This is a genomic window from Herbaspirillum frisingense (genome assembly GCF_047325095.1).
In the GTDB taxonomy this organism is placed as follows: domain Bacteria; phylum Pseudomonadota; class Gammaproteobacteria; order Burkholderiales; family Burkholderiaceae_D; genus Herbaspirillum; species Herbaspirillum frisingense.
In genome coordinates, this window is the sequence record NZ_CP168558.1 from 1,805,140 (window position 1) to 1,821,676 (window position 16,537).

Sequence of the window (16,537 nt, forward strand, 5' to 3'; positions counted from 1 at the left end):
AAATCCGATCGTGTCTGGCGCCTGGAGCAGGACCGGTGACGTGGATTTCCGGAGGGTGACGGCAGGGTGTTCCTTCAGCCTCTGCCGTCCAGAGCGTGTGTGACGAGGGAAGAGGGATAGCGTTGCGCGGCCGGCTGGCGGGACCGCAATTCCCACAACTGCATCAGTTGGGCCACCACCGCGATGGCGATACTGGCCGGTTCCTTGCCGTAGATGCCGGGAATGCCGATGGGGCAGGTGATGCGTTCCAGCTGCTGCGCGCTGAAGCCGCGTTCGGCCAGGCGGTGTTCGAACTGCCGGCGCTTGGTGATCGACCCGATCAGGCCGAACCAGGCCGCATCCCCGCGTTTCAGGATGCGTTCGGTCAACTGCTGGTCAAGGGCGTGGCTGTGAGTCATCACGAGATAGTACGCACCCGGCTCGGCCATGTCCACCGCGGCATTGGGCACGTCGGTGGCTTCGGTGGTGATCTGCGCCGACAAGCCGGGCGGGAACATGTCTTCCCGTTCATCCACCCATAGCACCCGGTAGGGTAGCGTGGACAAGACCTTGACGATGGCGGCACCCACATGGCCGGCGCCGAACAGCACCACCTGCGGCTGGTGCGCACGGCACAGGTCCAGCAGCCAGCGGCGGCCCTGTGGGTCGCGCACCAGCTGCGTCTGGCTTGCTGTACGGGCCATGTCCTGCAGCGTGTGCTGCGTGCCATCAGGTTGCAGCAGTTGCATGGGCTCGGCATGGTCCAGTGGCAAGGCCCGCCACCGGTCATTTCCACTGGTCCATGATTGCTCCAGTGCCTGCCACAGCTGCAATGCCTCGGCATCGCTGGCGATCCGTTCGAAACAGAGAAACACCACGCCACCGCAGCACTGTCCCAGGCTGGGACCCAGTGCGATGCGTTCCAGTCGCCGCTGCCCATCCAGCCGGGCGGGATCGGCCTGCAGCATGGCGCGTGCGATCTGCGCGGCGCGCCATTCGAGATGGCCGCCGCCGATGGTGTCGAACTGCGCATCGGCGGTGTAGAGCATGCGCGCCCCCGATTCACGCGGTGTCGAACCCTGGATCTGCGCCACCGTCACCAGCACGGCCGGTGTGCTGCTCTGCTGCATGCGGCGCAAGGCGGCTAGCCATGTCGTCATGATCGCTCTCCGAGGGTCTGGCTTATTGCACCGCTGCGGCCGCGCGGACCACATCGACCGCATCGAGGATGGCCTCGCTGGTGGCCGGTGCGCGCAATGGCGGGTTGATGCGATGCCCACCCACTGCCGAGACCGCATCGCGAATGGCCAGGAACACCGAGAACGGCAGCAGCAGCGGCGGTTCGCCCACTGCCTTGGAGCGGTGGATGGTGTCGGAGACATTGCTGTTGCGATACAGCTCGGTGCGGAAGGCTTCCGGGCAATCCGAGATGGCCGGGATCTTGTAGGTCGAGGGGGCGTGCGTCATCAGCTTGCCGTCCTTGTTCCACCATAGTTCCTCGGTGGTCAGCCAGCCCATGCCCTGGATGAAGCCACCCTCGACCTGGCCGATGTCCAGCGCCGGGTTCAGGCTTTCTCCGGCGTCGTACAGCAGGTCGGCCTGCAGCAGTTTCCACTCCCCGGTCAGGGTATCGATCACCACTTCCGACACCGCCGCCGCATAGGCGAAGTAGAAGAAGGGATGGCCATGCATGCGCTTGGCATCCCAATGCACCTTGGGCGTGGAATAGAAGCCATCGGACCACAGCTGCACCCGTTGCAGGTAAGCCTGCATCACCAGTTCGACGAAGGCGATCGATTGCTCGCCGGCCATCACCAGGCCATCGGCAAAGCGGATGGCCGATGCGTCCACGCCGAAATGCCGGGCCGCCACCTGGGCCAGTCGCTCGCGGATCTGCAGGGCCGCATCCTGCGCGGCCTTGCCGTTGAGGTCGCTGCCGGTGGAGGCGGCGGTGGCCGAGGTGTTGGCGATCTTGCTGGTGTCGGTCGCGGTGCAACGCACCTGCTCCAGCGGCACGCCCAGCGCATGGGCGACCACCTGCGCCACCTTGGTATTGAGCCCTTGCCCCATCTCCGTGCCGCCGTGGTTCACCAGCACCGAGCCATCGGTATAGACGTGCACCAGCGAACCGGCCTGGTTCAGGTGCGGCACGTTGAAGGAAATGCCGAACTTCACCGGCGTCAGTGCCAGGCCTTTCTTCAGCACCGTATTGCCGGCATTGAAGTCGGCAATCGCCCGGCGCCGCTCCTGGTAGCGGCTGCTCTTTTCCAGCTGGTCCACCAGGCCGTGGATCACGTTGTCTTCCACCTTCTGGCCATAGTGGGTGACGTTGCGCGCCGCCGGCCCTTCTTCATCGCTGGGGCCGTAGAAATTGTTGCGGCGGATCTCCAGCGGATCACGTCCCAGGTTGCGGGCGATCTCGTCGATGATGTACTCGATGGCCAGCGCCCCCTGCGGTCCGCCGAAACCGCGGAAGGCGGTATTGGACTGGGTGTTGGTCTTGCCGCACATGGCGTGGATTTCCACGTCCGAGAGGTAGTAGGCATTATCGAAGTGGCACACTGCCCGCGTGGCCACCGGGCCGGACAGGTCGGCCGAAAAACCGGCCCGCGAGATCATGTCGATCTTGGCCGCCAGGATGCGTCCGCTGTCGTCATAGCCGATCTCGTAGTCGTAGGCGAAGCAGTGGCGCTTGCCGGTGACCATCATGTCGTCATCCCGGTCGGCGCGCAGCTTGACCGGACGACGCAGGCGCGCCGCCGCCACGGCAGCGGCGCAGGCCCACAGCGCCGATTGCGATTCCTTGCCACCGAAGCCGCCGCCCATGCGCCGGCATTCCACCAGCACATCGTGCGAGGCCAGTTTCAACACGGTGGCGATATGGTGCTGCATCTCGCTGGGGTGCTGGGTCGAGCAGTACACGTGCATGCCGCGCCCCTCCTTGGGGATGGCATAGGAAATCTGCCCCTCCAGATAGAACTGCTCCTGTCCGCCCACATCGAACTGGCCGCGCAGCTTGTGCGGTGCCAGCGCCAGGGCCACCGCCGGTTCCCCGCGCGACAGGTGCATCGGCGGCAGTACATAGGATTGCGCGGCATGGGCGGCGCGTGGCGTCAGGACCGGCGGCAGTTCTTCGTAATCGACCACCGCCAGGCGCGCGGCGCGGCGCGCATGGTCGTGGCTGTCGGCCACCACGATGAACATCGGCTGACCCACGTATTGCACCAGCCCATCGGCCAGCACCGGATCGTCGTGGATGATGGCCCCGCATTCGTTCTCGCCCGGAATGTCCGTTGCGGTGAAGACTGCGACCACACCGGTGGCCGCCTTGACCTTGTCCAGGTCGATGGCGCGCACCCTGGCATGGGCCTTCTGCGACAGGCCCAGGGCCGCATGCAGGGTCCCCTGCAGTTCCACGATGTCGTCGGTGTAGGTGGCTTCGCCGGTCACGTGCAGCAGGGCCGATTCATGCGGATGCGGCTTGCCCACGGTGGCCCAGTCCTGCGGCGGTTGTACCAGGGTATTGAGGAATTGTTCGCTTTGCTTGTTCATGCTGTTCTCCTGCGGATTCTGTCGATAGGCTGTACGCGATGCACTCACGCCGCGAAGGCGCGCACATCCTGGCGCGCCAGCGGCGCCTCGCTGCGGGTTTCCAGCCAATAGCGATAGAGCAGGTTCTGCGCGGTGCGCAGGCGATAGGCGGCGCTGGCGCGCATGTCCGACAGCGGGGCGTAATCCTGGGCCAGCGCAGCCATGGCGGCGCGTACCTGTGCCTCGTCCCACACCTTGCCTTGCAACAGTGCCTCCGCCTGTGCGGCGCGTTTGGGCGTGGCGGCCATGCCGCCGAAGGCGATGCGCGCTTCGGTCACGATGTCACCGTCCATGCGCAGGGCAAAGGCAGCACAGACCGCCGAGATATCCTGGTCGAAGCGCTTGGAGAGCTTGTACACGCGGAAACGCACCTCCTTGCCGGGCAGCGGAATACGTACGGCCTGCACCACCTCGTTGGCTTGCAGGGCCGACTTCTGATAGGCCAGATAGAAGTCTTCCAGCGGCATGACACGCTGACCGTCCACGCCGGCCAGCACGATCTGCGCACCCAGCGCGATCAGCCAGGGCATGGAGTCGCCGATGGGCGAGCCATTGGCGACATTGCCGCCCAGGGTGCCGGCGTTGCGCACCGGCATGGAGGCAAAGCGCTGCCATAGTTCGGACAGCTCTTGCGGATAGTGACGGGCCGCTTCGGCATAGGCATCTTCCAGCGAGACGCCGGCCCCGATCTCCAGCATGCCATCCTGCACGGACATGGCGCGCAGTTCTTCCACGCGACCGATGTAGAGGATGTCACCCAGCTCGCGCATCTGCTTGGTCACCCACAGCCCCACATCGGTGGAACCGGCCAGGATGCGCGCCTTGGGCAGCTCGGCGCGCAACTGCAGCAGCTGCGCCAGCGTGCGCGGGGCGTGGAAGGTCTGGCCGCCATGCGTCACGGCCAGCGGCGCGTCGCGGTCGATGGCGCGTAGCGCGGTCTTGACGGCGTCACGGTCGAAATCCACCTTGGGCAGTTCGCCCATGCGGCGTGCCGCATCGATGATGGGGCGATAGCCGGTGCAGCGGCACAGGTTGCCGGAAAGGGCGTCATCGATCTCGCGCTTGGTCGGCGTGACGCCGTCCTGGTCGTGCTTCAGGTACAGGCCCCACAGCGACATCACGAAACCCGGCGTGCAGAAGCCGCACTGCGAGCCATGACATTCCACCATGGCCTGCTGTACCGGATGCAGGCAGCCATCGCCCTGCTTCAGGTCTTCCACGGTGAACAGCGCCCGGCCGTCGAGGGTGGGCAGGAACTGGATGCAGGAGTTGACCGTCTTGAGCTCCAGCTGATCATTGCGCAGCTCGCCCACCACCACGGTGCAGGCTCCGCAATCGCCTTCGGCACAGCCTTCCTTGGTGCCGGTGCAATGCAGGTCTTCGCGCAGATGCTGCAGAACGGTGCGGGTCGTGGGTTGGCCTGCTACTTCGTGGGTCTGGCCGCGAAAGTAGAACTGGATGGGGCGGATGGTCTCTGGCATTTGGCTTTACTCAATATGGATTGTCTACAAAACAGACTGCTTTATGGCGCGCTCCAGGGCGTATCGTGGGGCGTGCTTCTTATTATTGGATCTGCTTTCAGGCGGCATGTCCGCTCGGGGCGGCGGCCGGCCTGTGGTGTCTCCCGTGGCCAGATGGCATTCAAGAAACGTGCCGGGGTCGTCAAAAGAGGAAACGGATTGTCCGTAGCCTATTGTTGCGGACGATTGTCGGGTTCCCTCTTGTCACGATCCCGAAGAGGCAGCCCCTGTCGTTGCGGGCCGCCTCTTCGATGGTTCAGACTACTTCATGACGCTGCATGCGCTCATTCGCCACCGAGGTAGATGATCTTGAACAGGAAGATCGCAGCGATGATCCAGATTACCACCGACACGTCCCGGGCGCGACCGGTGAGCAGCTTCAGGCCGGCGTAGCTGATGAAGCCCAGTGCCAGGCCATTGGCGATCGAATAGGTGAAGGGCATCACCAGCGCCGTGATCACGGCCGGCACGCATTCGGTGGTGTCGTCCCAGTCGATGTGCACCAGTTCGCGCAGCATCAGGCAGGCCACGAAGAACAGCGCCGGTGCCGTCGCATAGGCCGGCACCACGCCAGCCAGCGGTGCGATGAACAGGCACAGCAGGAACAGCACCGCGATGGCCACGGCGGTGAGGCCGGTACGGCCACCGGCCTGTACGCCGGCGGCGCTCTCGATGTAGGCGGTGGTGGACGAGGTGCCCAGCAGGGAGCCGGCGACGATGGCCGTGCTGTCGGCCATCAGGGCCTTGTTCAGGCGCGCCATCTTGCCGTCCTTCATCAGCCCGGCGCGGGTGGCCACGCCCATCAGGGTGCCGGTGGCGTCGAACAGTTCCACCAGGAAGAACACCAGCACCACGTTGATCAGGCCCATGGAAATGGCGCCCTTGATATCCAGTTGCAGGAAGGTCGGCGCAATCGAGGGCGGTGCGGCGAAGATGCCCGAGAAATGGTTGCCGCCGAAGACGAACGACAGCACCGTCACCAGCAGGATGCCGATCAGCAGCGCCCCGCGCACCTTCAGGCGGTCCAGCGCCACGATCACCAGGAAGCCGATGACGGCCATCACCGGCGCCGGCTGGTGCAGGTCACCGAGGGTCACGAAGGTGGCCGGATTGGCGGCGACGATGCCGGCGCTCTTGAGCGAAATGATCGCCAGGAACAGCCCGATGCCGGCCGGGATGGCCGTGCGCAAGGAGCGCGGAATGCTCTGGATGATCAACTCGCGCACGCGCAGCACACTCACCAGCAGGAACAGGCAGCCCGAGATCAGCACCGCGCCCAGCGCGGCCTGCCACGGGAAGCCCATGCCCTTGACCACGGCATAGGCGAAGTAGGCATTGAGCCCCATGCCGGGTGCCAGGCCGATGGGGTAGTTGGCATACAGGCCCATGATGAGCGTGCCCACGGCAGCGGCCACGCAGGTGGCGACGAACACCGAGTCCTTGGGCATGCCGGCGTCCCCCAGGATGGAGGGATTGACGAAGATGATGTAGGCCATCGTCAGGAAGGTGGTGAGCCCGGCCAGCAGCTCGGTGCGCACGGTGGTGCCGTTTTCTTCCAGGCGGAAGAATCTGTTCAGGGCGTTCATTGTGGGTTGTCTCCGTTGGGTCCTTTTTTATGCGCCGGAAAACCCGCCTGCAGCAGTGGCAGGCAGAAAGTGGGCGTTGCTGTTGTCTTGGCAGCGTTCGTAATGTCGTTGAATTTCATGATGCGCGATGTAAGGGCCGGGGCATAGCCATTATTGGGCTGGGGTTATAACGGTCGGATTGGCGGAAAACCCGCCTGGCAGGCGGATTTTGTTGCATTGCATTGTCGGCATACGGGTAAGCAATCAATCGCCGCAAATTGCCGCCAGGACCGAGATTTTGCCACTGTTGTCGGATTGCATCCGGGAACGCCCGCTTTTCGGCTTTCGCCTCAGACGGTGCGGGCCGGACTGCGCGCCCGGTTCCAGTAGTCCGGCTGGGCATAGACTTCCTTGAGGTAATCGATGAAAAAGCGCGTCTTGGCCGGCAGGTGCCGCTGCTGCGGGTAGACCGCCATGATGTCGTAGTGGGGCAGGGCGTAGTCGTCCAGCACAGTCACCAGCTCGCCTGACGCCAGTTGCGCCTGGATTTCCCAGGTGGAGCGCCAGGCCAGTCCCAGCCCTTCGCTGGCCCAGCGGTGCAGCAGTTCGCCATCGTTGCAATCCAGCTTGCCCTGTACCTTGATGATGACCGGCTTGCCATTCTGCTGGAAATACCAGCCGCGCTGCTGGCCTCCCTGCAGATTGAAGGCCAGGCAGTTATGGCGCGCCAGGTCGTCCAGCGTGCGCGGGATGCCGTGGCGATGCAGGTAATCCGGCGCCGCGCAGACCACGCGCCGGTTGCTGGCCAGGCGCACGGCCACGAAACTGGGTTCGATGGCGCCGCCGATGCGGATACCCAGGTCATAGCCCTCGCGCACCAGATCCACCACGCGATCGGTCAGGTTGAAGGAGATCTGCACCTCCGGGTGGGCCGCCAGGAAGGTCGGGGCATGCGGCGCCACATGCAGCCGGCCGTAGGCGGCAGGCGTAGAGACCACCAGGTGGCCGGTGGCCTTGTGACGCCCTTCGGCCACGCTCTTTTCGGCCGTGTCCATCTGTTCCAGCAGCTTGCGGCAGTGATCCAGGAAGACGCTGCCCTGCTCGGTCAGCGTCAGGTGGCGCGTGGTCCGGTGCATGAGCTTGGTCCCCAGGCGCTTTTCCAGGGCATCGATGCGCCGCCCCATCATCACCGGCGTGACCTGTTCTTCCAGCGCGGCGGCGGCCAGGCTGCCCTTGTCCACCACCGAAACGAAGGCTTCGATCTGCTTGAGTTTGTCCATCAATTCCTCCTGGCTGCAGTGTAATTCAATACTTTTTCTATGTTTCCATACTTTTGGTAAGTAATCAGTGGATTCTGATGATACTTATCATCCGGATTTGTAATGACTAGCATGGCCTCCAGAGATCAACACCATCCCAACGGACATCTGGAGAACGAGCATGGCAAAGATGAGAGCAGTCGACGCGGCAGTGCATGTACTGGTCAAGGAGGGCTGCCTGCAGGCCTTCGGCGTGCCGGGCGCGGCCATCAACCCCTTCTATTCGGCCCTCAAAAAGCACGGCGGCATCGGGCACATCCTGGCGCGCCATGTGGAGGGCGCCTCCCATATGGCCGAGGGCTATACCCGCGCCAGGGCCGGCAACATCGGCCTGTGCATCGGTACGTCGGGGCCTGCCGGCACCGACATGATCACCGGCCTCTATTCGGCCCAGGCCGATTCCATTCCCATCCTGTGCGTGACCGGCCAGGCCCCGCGTGCACGGCTCTACAAGGAAGACTTCCAGGCCGTGGACATCGAATCCATCGCCAAGCCCGTCACCAAGTGGGCCGTGACCGTGCGCGAGCCGGCCCAGGTGCCACGCGTGTTCCAGCAGGCTTTCCACCTGATGCGCTCGGGCCGCCCGGGACCGGTGCTGATCGACCTGCCCTTCGATGTGCAGATGGCCGAGATCGATTTCGACCCGGATACCTATGCGCCGCTGCCGGTCTATCGTCCCGCCGCCACCCGCGCCCAGATCGAGAAGGCCCTGGAGATGCTCAACGCCGCCGAACGTCCACTGCTGACCATCGGCGGCGGCGTGGTCAATGCCGACGCTGCCGGGCTGGCGGTGGAGTTTGCCGAACTGACCGGCGTGCCGGTCATCCCCACGCTCATGGCCTGGGGCGCCATCCCCGACGATCACCCGCAGATGGCCGGCATGGTCGGCCTGCAGACCAGCCACCGCTATGGCAATGCCACGCTGCTGGCCTCGGACTTCGTGCTGGGCATCGGCAACCGCTGGGCCAACCGCCATACCGGCTCCATCGATGTCTTCACCAAGGGCCGCAAGTTCGTCCACGTCGATATCGAACCGACCCAGATCGGCCGGGTCTTTGGTCCCGACTATGGCATCGTCAGCGATGCCGGCGCGGCACTGAAGCTGTTCGTCGAGGTGGCACGCGAGCTCAAGGCGGCGGGCCGCCTGCCCGACCGCTCGGCCTGGCTGACGGAGTGCCAGCAGCGCAAGAAGACCCTGCAGCGGCGCACCCATTTCAACGAGGTACCGGTCAAGCCGCAGCGCGTCTATGAAGAAATGAACCGCGCCTTCGACCGCGATACCTGCTACGTCGCCACCATCGGCCTGTCGCAGATCGCCGCCGCGCAATTCCTGCATGTCTACCAGGACCGCCACTGGATCAACTGCGGCCAGGCCGGTCCGCTGGGCTGGACCATCCCCGCCGCACTGGGCGTGGTGGCGGCCGATCCGCAGAAGAAGGTGGTGGCCATCTCGGGCGACTACGACTTCCAGTTCATGATCGAAGAACTCGCCGTGGGCGCGCAATTCAAGCTGCCCTACCTGCACGTGCTGGTCAACAACTCCTACCTCGGCCTGATCCGCCAGGCCCAGCGCGGCTTCGAGATGGACTACTGCGTGCAGCTGGCCTTCGAGAACATCAACGCCCCCGAACTGCAGGGCTATGGCGTGGACCATGTGGCCGTCGTCGAGGGCCTGGGCTGCAAGGCCATCCGCGTGACCGACCCCAATGGCATCCAGGATGCGCTGGCCCAGGCGCAGCGCTGGATGGCCGAGTATCGCGTGCCGGTGGTGGTGGAAATCATCCTGGAACGCGTCACCAACATCGCCATGGGCACCGAGATCGATGCCATCAATGAATTCGAAGCCCTGGCCGAGCGCGCCGAGGATGCCCCCACCGCCATCAGCCTGCTGGACTAAGAGGAGACACCATGACCCGACTTGCCGCCAATCTCACCATGCTGTTCACCGAACAGCCTTTCCTGGAACGCTTCAAGGCTGCGGCCGATGCCGGTTTCAAGGGCGTGGAATTCCTGTTCCCGTATGCCTTCACGCCGCAGCAGATCGCCGACCAGTTGCGTACCCATCGCCTGCAACTGGTGTTGCACAACCTGCCAGCCGGCAACTGGGATGCGGGCGAGCGGGGCATTGCCTGCCACCCGGACCGAGTGGCCGAGTTCCGCGCCGGTGTCGATGAGGCGATCCGCTATGCCAAGGCGCTGGATGTGCCGCAGCTGAACTGCCTGGTCGGCATCCTGCCACCGGGTGTCGCGCGCGAGGCCGCCCGCGAGGTGCTGGTGGGCAATCTCAAGTACGCCGCCAGCAAGCTCAAGGAGCAGGGCATCCGCCTGCTGATCGAACCGATCAACCATTTCGACATCCCCGGCTTCTTCCTCAACACCACGCGCCAGGCGGTAGAGCTGATCCTGGCCACCGGCTCGGACAATCTCTTCGTCCAGTACGACATCTATCACATGCAGCGCATGGAGGGCGAACTGGCCAACACCCTCAAGGCCAACCTCTCCCTGATCGGCCACGTGCAACTGGCCGACAACCCCGGACGCGGCGAGCCCGGCAGCGGCGAAATCAATTACCGCTACCTGTTCGGCTGGCTGCAGGAGATCGGCTATCGCGGCTGGATCGGCTGCGAATACAAACCGCAGGCTGGCACCGTTGCCGGCCTGGGCTGGATGGCGCAACACGGCTTGCAGCACGCGTGAGTGCGTGAGTGCGTGAGTGCGTGAGCGCGTGAGCGCGTGAATGCGCAAGTGCGCGCAAGCAGGATTTCATCTTTTCTTGAGGAGACACAGCATGGCAAAAGTCGGATTCATCGGCCTGGGTATCATGGGCGCACCCATGGCGGACAAGCTGCAACAAGGCGGCCACAAGCTCTACCTGCATGACCAGAAAAACCCGCCGGCGGGATTGCTGGAAGGCGGTGCCACCGTCTGCACCTCGGGCGCGGAAGTGGCCAAGCGCGCCGACATCGTCATCGTCATGGTGCCGGATACGCCGCACGTCCAGGCTGTGCTGTTCGGCGAAAAGGGCGTGGCCGAAGGCCTCTCGCCCGGCAAGATCGTGGTCGACATGAGTTCCATCTCGCCCATCGCCACCAAGGAGTTCGCGCAGAAGATCAACGCCCTGGGTTGCCAGTACCTGGATGCACCGGTCTCGGGTGGCGAAGTCGGCGCCAAGGCCGCTTCGCTGACCATCATGGTCGGCGGATCGGAATCGGCCTTCAATGACGTCAAGCCCCTGTTCGAACTGATGGGCAAGAACATCACCCTGGTCGGCGGCAACGGTGACGGCCAGACCACCAAGGTCGCCAACCAGATCATCGTGGCCCTGAACATCCAGGCCGTGGCCGAGGCACTGCTGTTCGCTTCCAGGGCCGGTGCCGATCCAGCCCGGGTGCGTCAGGCGCTCATGGGGGGCTTCGCCGCCTCGCGCATCCTGGAGGTGCATGGCGAACGCATGGTCAAGCGCAGCTTCAATCCGGGCTTCCGCATCGAGTTACACCAGAAGGACCTGAACCTGGCCTTGCAGGGCGCCAAGGCGCTGGGCATCAGCCTGCCCAACACCGCCACCGCGCAGGAGCTGATGAATGCCTGCGCCGCCCATGGCCTGAGCGGACTGGATCACTCGGCGCTGTGCCGCGCCGTGGAGATCATGTCCAACCATGAGATTGCCCAGGCGTGAGCAGTTGACGCTGCCAGCATGAGGTGCGGCCAGGGATGATGATGGTCCTGGCATACCTCATCCCGTTCGGACTGAGTAGCCGCGCAAGCGGCGTATCGAAGGCGCGCAGACGTGAGAGCGCCTTCGATACGATCCTTCGGATCTACTCAGTCCGAACGGCTTTTTAATGATCAAAACAATTTAAAGAGGATGTTCATGCGCCGCCAACGCCAGGCCAAAATCGTCGCCACCCTCGGCCCCGCCAGTGCCACGCCGGAAATGATCCGCGCCCTCTTCGAGGCGGGTGCCGACGTGTTCCGTTTCAATTTCAGTCACGGCAGCCACGCCGACCATCACGCCCGCTACCAGATCGTGCGCCAGGTGGAGCAGGAAGTGGGCCGTCCCATCGCCGTCCTGGCCGACCTGCAAGGCCCCAAGCTGCGCATCGGCCAGTTCGCCCAAGGCCGTGTGAGTGTCGAGGCCGGGCAGGCCTTCGTGCTGGACCACGATGCGACCCCTGGTGATGCTCACCGGGTATGCCTGCCGCATCCGGAATTGTTCGAGGTCATCGGCCCCGGGCAAAGCCTGTTGATCGACGATGGCAAGGTGCGGCTGCAGGTCGACTCCAGCGATGGCGCCCGCATTCTCACCCGCGTGGTCAACAGCGGCGTGCTGTCCGACCGCAAGGGTGTCAATGTGCCGGATGCAGTGTTGCCGATCCCCGCACTGACCGCCAAGGACCGGCGCGACCTCGATTTCGCATTGGACATGGGCGCGGACTGGATCGCACTATCCTTCGTACAACGTCCTGAAGATGTGAAGGAAGCCCGCACCCTGGTTGCAGGCCGCGCGGCCATTCTTTCCAAGCTGGAAAAGCCTGCCGCGCTGGACCGGCTGGAAGAGATTGTCGACGTCTCGGACGCCATCATGGTGGCGCGCGGCGACCTCGGTGTGGAGCTGCTGCCGGAATGCGTGCCGGGCACGCAAAAGCGCATCCTGCGTGCCTGCCGCCAGCAGGGCAAGCCGGTCGTGATCGCCACCCAGATGCTGGAATCCATGATCAGTGCCCCGGTCCCCACCCGCGCAGAAGTCTCGGATGTAGCCAGTGCCATCTACGATGGCTCGGACGCGGTGATGCTCTCGGCCGAATCGGCCCATGGCGACTACCCGGTGCAGGCGGTGACGATGATGGATCGGGTGATCACCGAAGTGGAGAGAGACCCGCTCTACCGCACGTTGATGCAGGCCCAGTACGCGGCCCCGCAGCGCAATCGCCCCGACGCCATCTGCGCCGCCCTGCGCGACGTCACCGGCATCCTCGGCGCCAGCGCCACGGTGACCTACACCAGCTCCGGCCATACCAGCCTGCGCGCCGCCCGCGAACGCCCGTCCGCGCCCATCCTCTGCATCACCCCGCAACTGACGACAGCCCGACGGCTGGCGCTGGTATGGGGCGTGCATTCCACCATCAGCGAACAGATGCACGACGAAAGCCAGCTGGTCGGTGCTGCCTGCCAGGCAGCGGTGCGGGAGGGATTTGCGCGCAAGGGGGACCAGATTGCGATCACTGCCGGCATGCCCTTCGGACAGCCGGGCAGCACCAATCTGTTGCGGGTGGCGGAGGTGTGGGGGTAGGCCGGATAATCACCATGACGGCCGGAGAGACCGTTCAGCATTATGCTGAACGGTTTTTTTCATGGGTGCGCTGGCGCCAGCTTGAACACCCCCACCACCTCCTGCAACTGCACGGCCTGGTCGCGCATGGACTGGGCGGCGGCGGCGGCCTGTTCCACCAGGGCCGCGTTCTGTTGGGTCGATTCGTCCATCTGCGTGATAGCCCGGTTGATTTCTTCCAGGCCCGTGCTCTGCTCCTGGCTGGCCCGGCTGATCTCGGCGATGATGGTGTTGACCCTTTGCACGCTGGCCACCACATCCTCCATGGTGCTGCCGGCCTGCTGCACCAGGGTACTGCCGTTTTCGATCTTGCCCACCGAGTCATGGATCAGGGTCTTGATCTCGCGGGCGGCGCTGGCGCTGCGCTGGGCCAGCGAGCGCACCTCCGAGGCCACCACCGCAAAGCCGCGTCCCTGTTCGCCGGCACGCGCGGCTTCCACGGCGGCATTGAGCGCGAGGATATTGGTCTGGAAGGCGATGCCGTCGATGACCGCGATGATGTCCACGATCTGCCGTGAGGACGCATTGATGTCAGCCATCGTATCGACCACCCGATGCACCACGCTCCCGCCCTGTACCGCGATGCCGGAGGCGGTGCTGGCCAGTTGCGTGGCCTGACGGGCGTTGTTGGCGTTCTGTCTGACGGTGGTGGTCAGCTCTTCCATGGCCGAGGCGGTTTCCTCGAGCGAGCCGGCCTGTTGCTCGGTACGGGCCGAGAGATCCAGGTTGCCGCTGGCGATTTCACCGGCGGCATGGTGGATCGTATTGCTGCCCTGGTGCACGCGACCAACGATGTTGCGCAAGTTCTCATTCATCAGTTTCAGGGCCGCCATCAGCTCGCCAGTCTCGTCGCGCGAGGTGACTTCCACCTGCGTGGACAGGTCGCCTTCGGCCACCCGCCGTGCCACGCCCACGGCATGGCCGAGCGGGCGCGAGATGCTGCGCGAGACCAGCCATGCGACTGCGGTAGCCAGCAGCAGAGCGACCACGGCCAGGCTGTTGATGAGTAGACGGGCACTGGCCGAATCCCGGGTGGCTGCTTCGCCAGCCGCATCCATCAGGCCACCCTGGTAGTCGAACATGGCATCGAGCGCAATGAAGTACTTGATCTGCACCGGCATGAATTGCTGCGGCAGGAAGGCACGGGCTTCATCGGTGCGACCCGCCATGGCCAGGGCCATGAGCTGGTCGCGCGCGGGAACGTAGGCCTGGCGTGCCGCGATAGCGGCTTCCACGTATCGCCTGTCTTCCTCGGTGCGTGCCACTTGCTGCAGCCTGGCCAGGTATTCGTTCATCTTGCGGTCGGCCGCCGTGGCATCGGCGGCCAGGGCCTTGATGCGCTCGGGGTCGCTGGTGAGCAGGATGTCGCGGATATCCAGGGCGATCTTGTTGACCTGGATCTGTACCGTGTTGGCCATGACCGTCTTGGGATAGCGGTCCTTGACGATGAGGCCGATGCCATCGGCCAGTCGTCCCAGTTGCAGGTTGCCGAGTATGGCGATGGCCAGCAGGAGCACCATGACTGCGCCAAAACCCAGCGCCAGGCGGGCGCCGATCTTCATGTCCGAGATACGCATGTTCGACTCCGGAGTGAGGGTGGGTTAGTGGGCGGATGAGCGGGCCGCTTCAGCCAGTTGCAGCGACAGGGCGTTGTGCCGCTCCAGCACCACCCCCAGATCGATGCTGGTGAACTGCCCCTCGCGCACGATCACGCGGCCGTTGATGATGCTGTAGTCCACATTGGCCGGGGTGCAGAACACCAGCGCGGCCACCGGGTCATGCAGCGCCCCGGCAAAGGCCAGCTGGCGCGTGTCGAACAGCACCAGATCGGCTGACATGCCGGGTTTGAGCGCGCCGATGTCATCCCGATTCAATACCTTCGCCCCCCCCAGGGTGGCGATCTCCAGCGCCTGCCGTGCCGTCATGGCGTCCGGGCCGAATCCTACCCGCTGCAGCAGCATGGCCTGACGCACTTCACCCAGCATGTGGGCGCTGTCGTTGGAGGCACTGCCATCCACCCCCAGTCCGACCGGCACGCCTGCGTCCAGCATCTTGCGGATGGGGGCGATGCCGGAGGCCAGGCGCATGTTGGAACAGGGGCAATGCGCCACGCCGGTGCCGGTGCGGGCGAAGAGATCGATACCGTGATCATCCAGTTGCACGCAGTGGGCGTGCCAGACGTCGTGGCCGACCCAGCCGCAGTCCTCGGCGTATTCGGCCGGGGTCATGTTGAATTTCTCGCGACTGTAGGCGATGTCGTTGACGTTCTCGGCCAGGTGGGTGTGCAGGGAGACGCCGTAGTGGCGGGCCAGGTCGGCGGCTTCGCGCATCAGGTCGCGCGAGACCGAGAAGGGCGAGCAAGGGGCGACCACGATGCGCTGCATGGCGTGACGCGCCGGGTCGTGATAGGTCTCGATGAGGCGGCGACTGTCCTGGAGGATGGCCTCTTCGTCTTCCACCACGCGATCCGGCGGCAAGCCGCCCTTGGATTGGCCTACGCTCATGGCGCCTCGGGCGCCGTGGAAGCGCATGCCGATCTGGGTGGCGGCTTCCAGGCTGTCGTCCAGGCGGGTCTGGTTGGGGTAGATGTAGAGGTGGTCGCTGCTGGTGGTGCAGCCGGAGAGGATCAGCTCGGCCATGGCGGTGAGCGTGGAGACCTGGATCATCTCGGGGGTGAGGCCGGCCCAGATCGGGTAGAGGTTGGTGAGCCAGTTGAACAGTTCGCCATTCTGCGCGGCGGGGATGACGCGCGTGAGGCTCTGGTACATGTGGTGGTGGGTATTGATCAGGCCGGGGATGACGACATGGTGGGTGGCGTCGATGATTTCATCGGCCTGCTGCGGCAGGTCGGCACTCTTGCCGACCTGTTCGATCACGTTGTCGCGGATGTAGATGGCGCCTTGCGGGATTTCTTCGCGGGCGTCGTTCATGGTGACGAGCACGCGGGCGTTCCTGATCAGCAGGGTCTTGCTGTTTGGCTTGTGTTGCATGTTGCTGGACTCCTTCTTGGGTTCCTTGTTTCTGTTGGATTGGCTTGCTTGCGGGTCGACGCAGGTGACAGGGGGGAGTCCCTTTCTTGCCCTATTAACGCTGCGGCGCGTGGGGTTGCTGGGTAGATTGAATCCTGCCTGACACGGGTTGTTGGTTTATCGAGTCCACTGTAAAGACGTCCTGCCTATACCGGGGCAAGGCTCCTGAACATGCATGTTACTGCACTCGAATGCTTCACCAACT

11 protein-coding genes are annotated in these 16,537 nt (G+C 64.5%); 4 read left to right on the forward strand and 7 right to left on the reverse strand.

Annotated elements, in window-relative coordinates; all coding sequences use genetic code 11:
• Positions 1-74: 74 nt before the first annotated feature.
• From xdhC to ACEOAC_RS08315, 5 genes are all read right to left on the reverse strand, one after another.
• Complete coding sequence (gene xdhC, locus ACEOAC_RS08295; protein WP_413443764.1) at positions 75-1,139, reverse strand: xanthine dehydrogenase accessory protein XdhC; 1,065 nt, start codon at positions 1,137-1,139, stop codon at positions 75-77.
• 22 nt (positions 1,140-1,161) lie between these two features.
• Positions 1,162-3,531, reverse strand: coding sequence for a xanthine dehydrogenase molybdopterin binding subunit (gene xdhB / locus ACEOAC_RS08300; RefSeq protein WP_413443763.1), 2,370 nt, complete (start codon positions 3,529-3,531; stop codon positions 1,162-1,164).
• 44 nt (positions 3,532-3,575) lie between these two features.
• A complete protein-coding gene (gene xdhA, locus ACEOAC_RS08305; protein ID WP_413443762.1) occupies positions 3,576-5,051 on the reverse strand; it encodes a xanthine dehydrogenase small subunit in 1,476 nt (491 codons plus the stop codon).
• 323 nt (positions 5,052-5,374) lie between these two features.
• The gene (locus ACEOAC_RS08310) at positions 5,375-6,676 is read right to left on the reverse strand and encodes an NCS2 family permease (RefSeq protein ID WP_077236358.1); all 1,302 of its coding nucleotides are present in this window, start codon (positions 6,674-6,676) and stop codon (positions 5,375-5,377) included.
• A gap of 329 nt (positions 6,677-7,005) precedes the next feature.
• Positions 7,006-7,935: a LysR family transcriptional regulator gene (locus ACEOAC_RS08315; protein ID WP_324875370.1), complete on the reverse strand. Its 930-nt coding sequence runs from the start codon at positions 7,933-7,935 to the stop codon at positions 7,006-7,008.
• Between the two features lie 160 nt (positions 7,936-8,095).
• Here ACEOAC_RS08315 and gcl point away from each other — a divergent pair, with 160 nt between their 5' ends.
• The 4 genes from gcl to pyk all read left to right on the forward strand — a co-directional run bounded on the left by gcl (position 8,096) and on the right by pyk (position 13,264).
• On the forward strand, positions 8,096-9,871 hold the full coding sequence (gene gcl, locus ACEOAC_RS08320) for a glyoxylate carboligase (protein WP_413443760.1): 1,776 nt from the start codon (positions 8,096-8,098) through the stop codon (positions 9,869-9,871).
• A gap of 11 nt (positions 9,872-9,882) precedes the next feature.
• Positions 9,883-10,671 (forward strand): hydroxypyruvate isomerase, encoded by a 789-nt coding sequence (gene hyi, locus ACEOAC_RS08325; RefSeq protein ID WP_413443759.1) that lies wholly within the window; start codon positions 9,883-9,885, stop codon positions 10,669-10,671.
• 91 nt (positions 10,672-10,762) lie between these two features.
• Complete coding sequence (locus ACEOAC_RS08330; RefSeq protein WP_077236362.1) at positions 10,763-11,650, forward strand: 2-hydroxy-3-oxopropionate reductase; 888 nt, start codon at positions 10,763-10,765, stop codon at positions 11,648-11,650.
• Positions 11,651-11,845: 195 nt separating this feature from the next.
• Positions 11,846-13,264 carry a pyruvate kinase gene (pyk, locus tag ACEOAC_RS08335; RefSeq protein WP_413443758.1) on the forward strand — a complete coding sequence of 473 codons (1,419 nt, stop codon included), beginning with the start codon at positions 11,846-11,848 and terminating at the stop codon, positions 13,262-13,264.
• Positions 13,265-13,323: 59 nt separating this feature from the next.
• On the opposite strand, the gene ACEOAC_RS08340 is transcribed toward pyk, so the two are convergent.
• Entirely contained in the window at positions 13,324-14,880 is a 1,557-nt protein-coding gene (locus ACEOAC_RS08340; protein WP_413443757.1) for a methyl-accepting chemotaxis protein, read from the reverse strand.
• 24 nt (positions 14,881-14,904) lie between these two features.
• Complete coding sequence (locus tag ACEOAC_RS08345; protein ID WP_413443756.1) at positions 14,905-16,293, reverse strand: 8-oxoguanine deaminase; 1,389 nt, start codon at positions 16,291-16,293, stop codon at positions 14,905-14,907.
• Positions 16,294-16,537: the final 244 nt, after the last annotated feature.

Coding starts and splice junctions, on each gene's coding strand:
- ACEOAC_RS08340 (WP_413443757.1), bottom strand. CDS start 14,880: ATGCGTATCTCGGACATGAAGATCGGCGCCCGCCTGGCGCTGGGTTTT.
- xdhA (WP_413443762.1), bottom strand. CDS start 5,051: ATGCCAGAGACCATCCGCCCCATCCAGTTCTACTTTCGCGGCCAGACC.
- hyi (WP_413443759.1), top strand. CDS start 9,883: ATGACCCGACTTGCCGCCAATCTCACCATGCTGTTCACCGAACAGCCT.
- ACEOAC_RS08330 (WP_077236362.1), top strand. CDS start 10,763: ATGGCAAAAGTCGGATTCATCGGCCTGGGTATCATGGGCGCACCCATG.
- gcl (WP_413443760.1), top strand. CDS start 8,096: ATGGCAAAGATGAGAGCAGTCGACGCGGCAGTGCATGTACTGGTCAAG.
- ACEOAC_RS08345 (WP_413443756.1), bottom strand. CDS start 16,293: ATGCAACACAAGCCAAACAGCAAGACCCTGCTGATCAGGAACGCCCGC.
- xdhB (WP_413443763.1), bottom strand. CDS start 3,531: ATGAACAAGCAAAGCGAACAATTCCTCAATACCCTGGTACAACCGCCG.
- ACEOAC_RS08310 (WP_077236358.1), bottom strand. CDS start 6,676: ATGAACGCCCTGAACAGATTCTTCCGCCTGGAAGAAAACGGCACCACC.
- ACEOAC_RS08315 (WP_324875370.1), bottom strand. CDS start 7,935: ATGGACAAACTCAAGCAGATCGAAGCCTTCGTTTCGGTGGTGGACAAG.
- pyk (WP_413443758.1), top strand. CDS start 11,846: ATGCGCCGCCAACGCCAGGCCAAAATCGTCGCCACCCTCGGCCCCGCC.
- xdhC (WP_413443764.1), bottom strand. CDS start 1,139: ATGACGACATGGCTAGCCGCCTTGCGCCGCATGCAGCAGAGCAGCACA.